This is a genomic window from Collinsella sp. LCP19S3_A7 (assembly GCF_052121995.1).
GTDB lineage: Bacteria > Actinomycetota > Coriobacteriia > Coriobacteriales > Coriobacteriaceae > Collinsella.
In genome coordinates, this window is the sequence record NZ_JBQKDE010000017.1 from 32827 (window position 1) to 40736 (window position 7910).

Genomic DNA, 7910 nt, shown 5'->3' on the forward strand with positions numbered 1-7910 from the left:
TCTAGACAACTCAATACTAGCACACTTCATTGCAGCCATGTTCAATTAATTCTTGCTTTGTCTCAGTCTGTCTCATACAATATAACTAAGGAGAGGAGCACACATGAAGAGATCGGACATCATCGACTTAATCCGAGCGCATTCGGAACACGACGACATCGCCTTCAACAACGCAGCCACTATTATTGCGAAAGATTTTGAATCGTCCGGGCAACCCGAGCTTGCAAGCTACATCATGGCCCTCATTGCTAGGACACGTACGTTTGTGCCACAAGAAGTCACAGAGCAGGAATATGACTTCTTAGAAAAGGTAATCAGCAACAACACCTCGCTGCCCCTTCCCCAGGCCATCGCTAACGATATCCAAGGGCTGCTCAATGCTCTATCTAAAGATGTGGACATCAACACTGTCCTCTTTTACGGCGCATCGGGAACCGGCAAAACCGAAGCTACAAAACAGATAGCCAGAATACTTGGCTACCAGTTATATGCCGTTGATTTCAATCAAATCATCGATAGCAAACTCGGAGAGACGGCCAAGAATATCGCGAAGGTCTTCCAAGAAATCCACGATATCGGCGACGGCGCCATTGTCCTGTTCGATGAAATCGATGCTATAGCCTTAGATAGAATTAACCAAAACGACGTCCGTGAGATGGGGCGAGCCACAAGTGCACTCCTAAAAGAGTTCGACAAGCTGAACACGCGATCCGCCATAATCGCAACAACGAACCTTTACGACAAACTAGACCCGGCACTCGCCAGGCGCTTCGATGTACAAATTGACTTTAATAGATACACCCATGACGATCTCGTTGATATCGGCGAATCAATCGCAAAGAATCTGACCAAAAACAATCAGGCAATCAAAAACGACTCTCGGACCCTAAAAAAGGTGCTGCAGAGTTGCCCGGATCTGCCCTGGCCCGGCACACTCAAAAACCTCATCAAGACCTCCGTCGCGTTTAGTGATCCTCTTAATCCAAACGACTATCTCCGCAAGCTATATCAGCGTCTACATGGATATGAGCCTGATTCACTCGAGCTGCTTAAAACTCAAGGTTTCACTTTAAGAGAAATGGAAGTTTTGACAGGCATTTCACGAAGCACCATTGCGCGAACCCTAAAGGAGTAGCTCATGAACAGCTTAATCAGGCTCACTGGCGATTTTCAAACCGCAAGAGGCTCGCGACCGGGCCCCGCAACGCTCCCCGCTAAAGGCACGGTCACTGCAGAGAGGATTTCGCACATTCGCAAGAGCCTCGAAACCGTTCTGAGCAAATGGCCCAAAGATGCCATAATCGAAAACATCTTGGTATCCGTTGAATACCGTCAGATTGTCGCCAAGAGCAATCGAATAAAAGAGATGCTGAACGGCGGAAAAGACAGTGAACCAGAATTGTCTATCCGCGGCGCCCGTTATCTCGATTTTAATGGGAACCACCCAAGGCACCTGATGACTCATTACGTTCCCGAGGCGACCATCCGGTCAACTATTAGCAAGCTGCGTGAGTGCGAGCGAATCGTAGTCGATTATTTTGATGGACTGATGAACGCAGATAAGATGGTCGATCTGGTTAAAAATGATAAGCTCAAACAAAAATGGAATCCGGCCGTTTCACACACGCTCACCCGATCGGGCTTTGCGCAACTCATACGCGATTCCTATTACGTCAATGAATTTAGAATAGACAAGCCGCCAGCGGCTACCGACGAAAACGCAATCGTTACGCTATTTGAAACGGAGAGGGACCCGCAGGACCTATTTGAGGAGCTTCACATTGACGTATCCCCTGCAAACCTCTTGGAGAACAGCGTTCTATTAACCGAAACAGAATATCGAACGCTGCTCGAGCGCGCCCCCTATCTTGTAGCCATGTCGGTTATCGATCTGTCTTCTTACGCACCTATGAGTGACGAAGGCTCAGCCTCCCCCGCCATCAGCAGCCTCCCTGAATATCCCACCGATGAGCCCGTCATCGGCGTAATCGACACTCCATTTGAAGAGAAATACCCACCGTACTTCAGCAACTGGGTAGACTACAGAAGCTGCTTACCCGAAGGCATCAATCCCACTGCAGACGATTATCGACATGGCACATGTGTCAGCTCATTGATCGTTGACGCTCAGGCCCAAAATCCATCGCTAGACGACCATTGTGGCCACTTTAGAGTTCGACATTTTGGAGTTGCAACCGCAGGCAAGTTCAGTTCGTTTACGGTAATGAAGCACATTGAGCGCATTGTTGCCGAGAACCAAGACATCAAAGTTTGGAACATCTCCTTGGGGTCAATGGAGGAAGTGTCTCGAAACTCCATATCGCCCGAAGCGGCCCTGCTAGACAAACTGCAGCAGAAATACGACGTCCTCTTCGTTGTTGCTGGCACTAACCAGGAAAATGGTAAACCCACATATCTTGGTTCCCCAGCGGACTCCATTAATGCCCTTGTTGTCAACGCCGTTAATAGAAACAACGAACCAGCGTCCTACACAAGAAGAGGGCCAGTCTTAAGCTTTCATCACAAGCCAGACCTCGCGTATTACGGAGGGGATAAGGGTGATGCTATAACCGCCTGCTGCGGGACCGGTGCTTATCCGGCTGTCGGCACCTCTTTTGCGGCTCCCTTAATTGCACGAAAAGCTGCCTATCTCATTTATAAGATGCACCTGAGCTGTGAACTTGCCAAGGCCCTGCTAATCGATGCTGCATGTGCGTGGACAAAACCCGAAGACATGGATCGACTTGGCTACGGCATCGTTCCCGTCCAAATTGAAAAGATACTCGAAACCAGTAACGACGAAATTCGATTCATGCTCAGCGGCGTGGCCACCGAACGCGAGAATTATAACTTCAACTTTCCTATCCCCGTTTCGGGCACATCTTACCCGTCCGTTGCGAGAGCGACCCTGTGCTACTTCCCTAAATGCAACAGAAACCAAGGCGTCGACTATACGGACACCGAGCTCGATTTGCATTTTGGGCGAATCGGAAACGACGGGCTAATCAAGTCGCTGCAGCCCAACGACCAGGGTGAGGAAAGCTGCACGACCGATGAAGAAAAGGCTCGGAAAAAGCTGCGTAAATGGGACAATGTCAAGCACATATCCGAACCGCTAAGCAGCCGTAGTAAGCCCAAAAAAGTGTATACCAACCCAATGTGGGGCATGATGATTCGCAAGTCGTCTAGATATCAAAAGGGTTCGCATGATCCACAGCGTTTTGGCGTAGTGGTCACCATCCATAATCTAAAAGGTGAGAACCGGATTGATACATTCATACGACAGTGCTCCGCCATTGGCTGGATGGTAGAACGGGTCGAAATTGATAACGAACTCAAGATTTACGAGCACAGTCAAGTTGAGGTGGAGTTTGAGTAGGCAAAGCCCTCAGGCAACGACACCATAAGATATATGGCCGGCTTCACCCTCCAAGATTATCTACATTTGTGGCTAATCCAAATTGCGAGAACGAAGCCGGTCTCAGTATTTTCGAGCAATAACCCGATTCAAACGATATGTTCAGCACCCGCCCAATCAAATCATGCGAAAGAAGACAACCACCATGAAGCGAGCAGACGAAGAGCCCACGCCTGAGGCCATTGATGCTGCGATATCTCAAGATCCATTGCGCCGGCATGGCGAGGTCGAAAGATTCCTGCAAATGCTTCTTGCTGTAGAACCTCCCTATACGATTCTCGTCAATGCCCCCTGGGGCTCAGGTAAAACGTTTTTTATAAAACAGGTCGAAAGAGTCCTGCGAATGGCAAATCCGGCGCTCGAGCAGGACACCGCAAAACTGGATTCGATATTTGGTGCCACAGCAAAAGATCTTCTAGCCAACCCATTTCTGCCCATTTATTTCAACGCCTGGGAAGATGATCATTTCGATAATCCAATCCTGCCCATATTGGCAACAATCGCCATGTCAGTAGACAAATCAACCGTCCATGGAGAGGTAGACCCCTGGAAAAGCATCGGCGATATCATCGAGACAACGGCCTCGGTATTCGGGCTAAACCTCAGCGTCAGCAATTTCGTTAAAGACTTTAACGGCGTCGATTTTCTCGAAAGATACAAAGAAGAGAAGAAGCTCCGAAGTCGAATAGACGAGCTCGTAAGAAACTATCTTCCCGGGATAGCACATCGAGCCGTCATCTTTATCGATGAACTTGATCGCTGCCGGCCAGAATTCGCTGTAAAGGTACTCGAGCAAGCAAAGACTTTGTTTCAGCAAGATAACATTGTCGTAGTATATTCGACCGATATTTCACAGCTAGCTAATTCGCTCGAAGGAGTATACGGGCCCAACTTTGATGGAGTTAAATACCTAGAGCGCTTTTATGATAAGCGTATAGAGCTAAACCCGGTAAAACCCGCCGACTATCTTTCGCTCAAGGGCGTTAATACGAAAATGGGATACGTTTTTGTAAATATAACGATAGAACTACTTAACTACAAAAAGGCTTCGCTCCGAGCCTGCAACAGACTGGCGGTATCAATCTCGGAACTCCTGAGCTACATTCTCAATTATCAAACTTTCTACGGAGTCAACGAGATATCGATTTTCCCAAAACAATGCCTCCTGCCAGTTCTCAATGTTCTGGCCTACTATGAGCCTTTGTCTTGGTACGAGGTAAGAGCTGGCAGAGGCTATGACGCCGTATACGAGCTTGCTTGCCACAGCGAACTCTTTATTAAATGTCTCGATAGCGCAATCGAAGAAGCATGGGGGTCTAAAAAGGGTGAATTCCCCTATAACCAAGGTATTGAGAATAGGCACAAACGTTTTATAGAAGACCTTTGCGCCTTGATATATACCGACGACAGACTGGATCCAAGAATCGCCGAGTTAAATAACGACGTGCAATATTTCTCGCCAATAGACCAATCACTCTTCCACCGTTTGACCCCACCATCGGATTAAAGCAAAACTCGTCGGGCGGAGGCCACTAAGACCGCGACGACCTCAGCCCGACGAGTACACGGAAAATAACAGCTCAATCGTTAACATATCACCCGTCTGCTTAAGTTCGCACCCAAGGAGACTGACATGGTGCGGCATAGCTGCTTCGAGCAACTTATGAATCGAAAAACCAATCCCGGGCATCCCCCTGCATGTATCGCCCGGTCCTCTACGGTACCCATCCCAACATTCCCCAGAAAGCTCGCTGATGTTGACTGTTGTTCCCGTAAAATAAACCGCAACAAAATATGTGCGGAGTGCTGGCCTGGAGCTGTCTTCGGACCCTATTGGCTGCTCACCGAGAGGCTCCGCTATGAAACGACCCCTTTACTACCTGCTCTGCGCGATCGCGTGCACGTCTATGGTCAGCGCGACGATGCCCATGGCAGCCATTGCGGAAGCCATACAGCCTCGGGCAACAGCCGAGCAGCAGTCGCAAGCCGACGCCACGAGCAGCGACACAGGCAAGTCTGAAGACGGCACCAGCACAAGCGCGACAGCAGATACCGTAGAGGACAGCACCGAAACATCCACCGGCACCAGCGCCGTCAACACGGAAAGCGCTGACACCGCCCCCGCCGCAACCAACACGGCCACCCCATCCCTCCGAGCCCAGACCAACCCCGCGCCCGCCGCAATCTCCACCACGTCACAAACCACCTACGCCCACTCCGCCACCGCAACCCAAAACGGCGTCACCTTCACCGTCTCGTGGAACGACGCCCCAGCGGGCACCGCGACGACCTTCCACGTAACCCAGACCAACGGCTCGTCTCAGGCCAAGGCGCGCATGGACGTGCCCACCTATTGGGACGGCGGCAGCCAGGAAAGCGTCTGCGACCCGTCGCGCCCGGCATGGGCCAGCTACTGCAGCCTGGGCACCACGGGCCACGACTTTACCTTAGAATTCACAGCATCGGGCACGTACCGCATCTACTTCTACTTTATGGACAACGACAGATACGACCCCCAAAACGACTAGGGGATCTACTACCTGCGCACCACGGCGGAGGTGACCGTAAACGACGCCGCCCGCCTGAGCGTCACGCAGATCGTCAACAACGCCGTGGCCCAGTGCAGGCAACAGACAGACGACTCGGAATACGACATGGCGCTGTGGCTCCACGACTGGACGCTCGACCAGCTGAAGTACGACCACAGCCTCAACTGGTGCTCGGCCGAAAGCGGCCTCACGCGCCACCAGGGCACCTGCGAGAGCTACCAGTGCATCTACTCCAAGCTCCTTAACGCAGCGGGCATTGCCAACGGCCGCATCACCGGCAACGGCCACACCTGGAACGCCGTAAAAATCGACGGCAAATGGTGCCAGATGGACCTAACCTGGGACGACACCAGCAACAACTGGTATGGAGACCTGGACCAGTGCCATCTGTACTTTGGCCTGACCGACGAGCTCATGGCAATCGCCCACTCCGACCACACGGCAAACTACCAAAAGGACGGCTACGCCTACCGCTCAACCGACCTGTCCAACAATTACTTTGTGCGAAATGGCAAAGCCGATGAATGGGCAGAGAAGTATGCCGACCGCATTCAGCAGCACTTGGATGCCAAGGAAGAGAGCTTTTCCATTAATGCCGACAACCAGTTGTTCCCGCCGAGCATCTCGGGTATTCAGAACGGGATCGTTGCGTACGCGATGAATCAGAGGGAGCGGAAGATTGATGGTGCCAAAGTTAAGCTTACCGTGACATCAAACGTTTCAGCAGTTTCAAGCTATGAGTGGACGACCAAATTTGACTTCGAAGCAAAGTACCCGGATGCGTCAACACCTCCCGGGCGCACGGTCGAGGACGGGGCGTACATCGTGCGCATGGTCCCCAAGCCGTCGCTGTCGCTGGCGGCCACGGGGTCGGGATGCGCGCTGACGTCGCGCGGCTCCACGGTGCGCCTGGCCTACGACGAGGCCGCGGGCGGCTACTCCGTGGCGTTCGCCTCCGGCGGGGTCCTCACGCTCAGCGGGGGCTCGCTCGCTGCCGCCGCCGACGAGGGGTCGGCGTCCCAGCGCTGGTTCGTCAGGGCCGACGGGGGCGAGTTCAGGCTGTCGAGCTGCGCGGACGGCAGCGCCGTCGACTGCAGGGGCGCGCGCTACGCCGACGGCAACGAGGTCTGGGCCTACGCGCCCAACGGTGGGCGCGCGCAGGCGTGGGTGCTGGAGAGGGCCGGGCGCACGGTCGAGGACGGGGCGTACATCGTGCGCATGGTCCCCAAGCCGTCGCTGTCGCTGGCGGCCACGGGGTCGGGATGCGCGCTGACGTCGCGCGGCTCCACGGTGCGCCTGGCCTACGACGAGGCCGCGGGCGGCTACTCCGTGGCGTTCGCCTCCGGCGGGGTCCTCACGCTCAGCGGGGGCTCGCTCGCTGCCGCCGCCGACGAGGGGTCGGCGTCCCAGCGCTGGTTCGTCAGGGCCGACGGGGGCGAGTTCAGGCTGTCGAGCTGCGCGGACGGCAGCGCCGTCGACTGCAGGGGCGCGCGCTACGCCGACGGCAACGAGGTCTGGGCCTACGCGCCCAACGGCGGGCGCGCGCAGGCGTGGGTGCTGGAGAGGGCGAATTAACGAATTAGGACTATAGGACAAATAGTTATCAACGTTTAGGGCATCGACACAGTTCGATGCCCATTATTCAACAGCTTAAATCCATACTCAATTACAACTGCCCTGACTGAACGCGTGTCCAATCCCCAATCTTTCTCGAAGAGCATTAACCTTTCCGTTACTGATTTATGCCATTCGGAAGAAATGTCCAGCAAGATCGCCTATTCCCCTACCGGGCAATCCGGAAAGTGCGGTAGTGTCGAGAAAGTTGGTGTAGCGCCCGATCCGAAGCGAGTCGGCCCGGCGTCCCAGAATCTGGAATACGGTTGATATCCTATGCCGCCTCGACCCTGTCCGCAAGCTCGAGGCCGGACTCGAGCATCTTCCTT

Annotated in this window: 5 protein-coding genes; all 5 read left to right on the forward strand. The window is 53.4% G+C overall.

Annotation, left to right across the window (positions count from 1 at the left end; translation table 11 throughout):
- Positions 1-103: 103 nt before the first annotated feature.
- The 5 genes from ACTQV3_RS07830 to ACTQV3_RS07850 all read left to right on the forward strand — a co-directional run bounded on the left by ACTQV3_RS07830 (position 104) and on the right by ACTQV3_RS07850 (position 7542).
- On the forward strand, positions 104-1135 hold the full coding sequence (locus tag ACTQV3_RS07830) for an ATP-binding protein (protein WP_118377549.1): 1032 nt from the start codon (positions 104-106) through the stop codon (positions 1133-1135).
- A gap of 3 nt (positions 1136-1138) precedes the next feature.
- Entirely contained in the window at positions 1139-3379 is a 2241-nt protein-coding gene (locus ACTQV3_RS07835) for a S8 family peptidase (protein WP_441068652.1), read from the forward strand.
- Positions 3380-3563: 184 nt separating this feature from the next.
- Positions 3564-4925 carry a KAP family P-loop NTPase fold protein gene (locus ACTQV3_RS07840; protein ID WP_441068650.1) on the forward strand — a complete coding sequence of 454 codons (1362 nt, stop codon included), beginning with the start codon at positions 3564-3566 and terminating at the stop codon, positions 4923-4925.
- 352 nt (positions 4926-5277) lie between these two features.
- Positions 5278-5946 (forward strand): hypothetical protein, encoded by a 669-nt coding sequence (locus ACTQV3_RS07845; RefSeq protein WP_441068648.1) that lies wholly within the window; start codon positions 5278-5280, stop codon positions 5944-5946.
- A 30-nt stretch (positions 5947-5976) separates the two neighbouring features.
- Positions 5977-7542, forward strand: coding sequence for an RICIN domain-containing protein (locus ACTQV3_RS07850; protein WP_441068646.1), 1566 nt, complete (start codon positions 5977-5979; stop codon positions 7540-7542).
- Positions 7543-7910 lie beyond the last annotated feature (368 nt).

What these genes read in the sequence shown, in the direction of transcription:
- ACTQV3_RS07830 (WP_118377549.1), top strand. Translation starts at nt 104, where the DNA reads ATGAAGAGATCGGACATCATCGACTTAATCCGAGCGCATTCGGAACAC.
- ACTQV3_RS07840 (WP_441068650.1), top strand. Translation starts at nt 3,564, where the DNA reads ATGAAGCGAGCAGACGAAGAGCCCACGCCTGAGGCCATTGATGCTGCG.
- ACTQV3_RS07835 (WP_441068652.1), top strand. Translation starts at nt 1,139, where the DNA reads ATGAACAGCTTAATCAGGCTCACTGGCGATTTTCAAACCGCAAGAGGC.
- ACTQV3_RS07845 (WP_441068648.1), top strand. Translation starts at nt 5,278, where the DNA reads ATGAAACGACCCCTTTACTACCTGCTCTGCGCGATCGCGTGCACGTCT.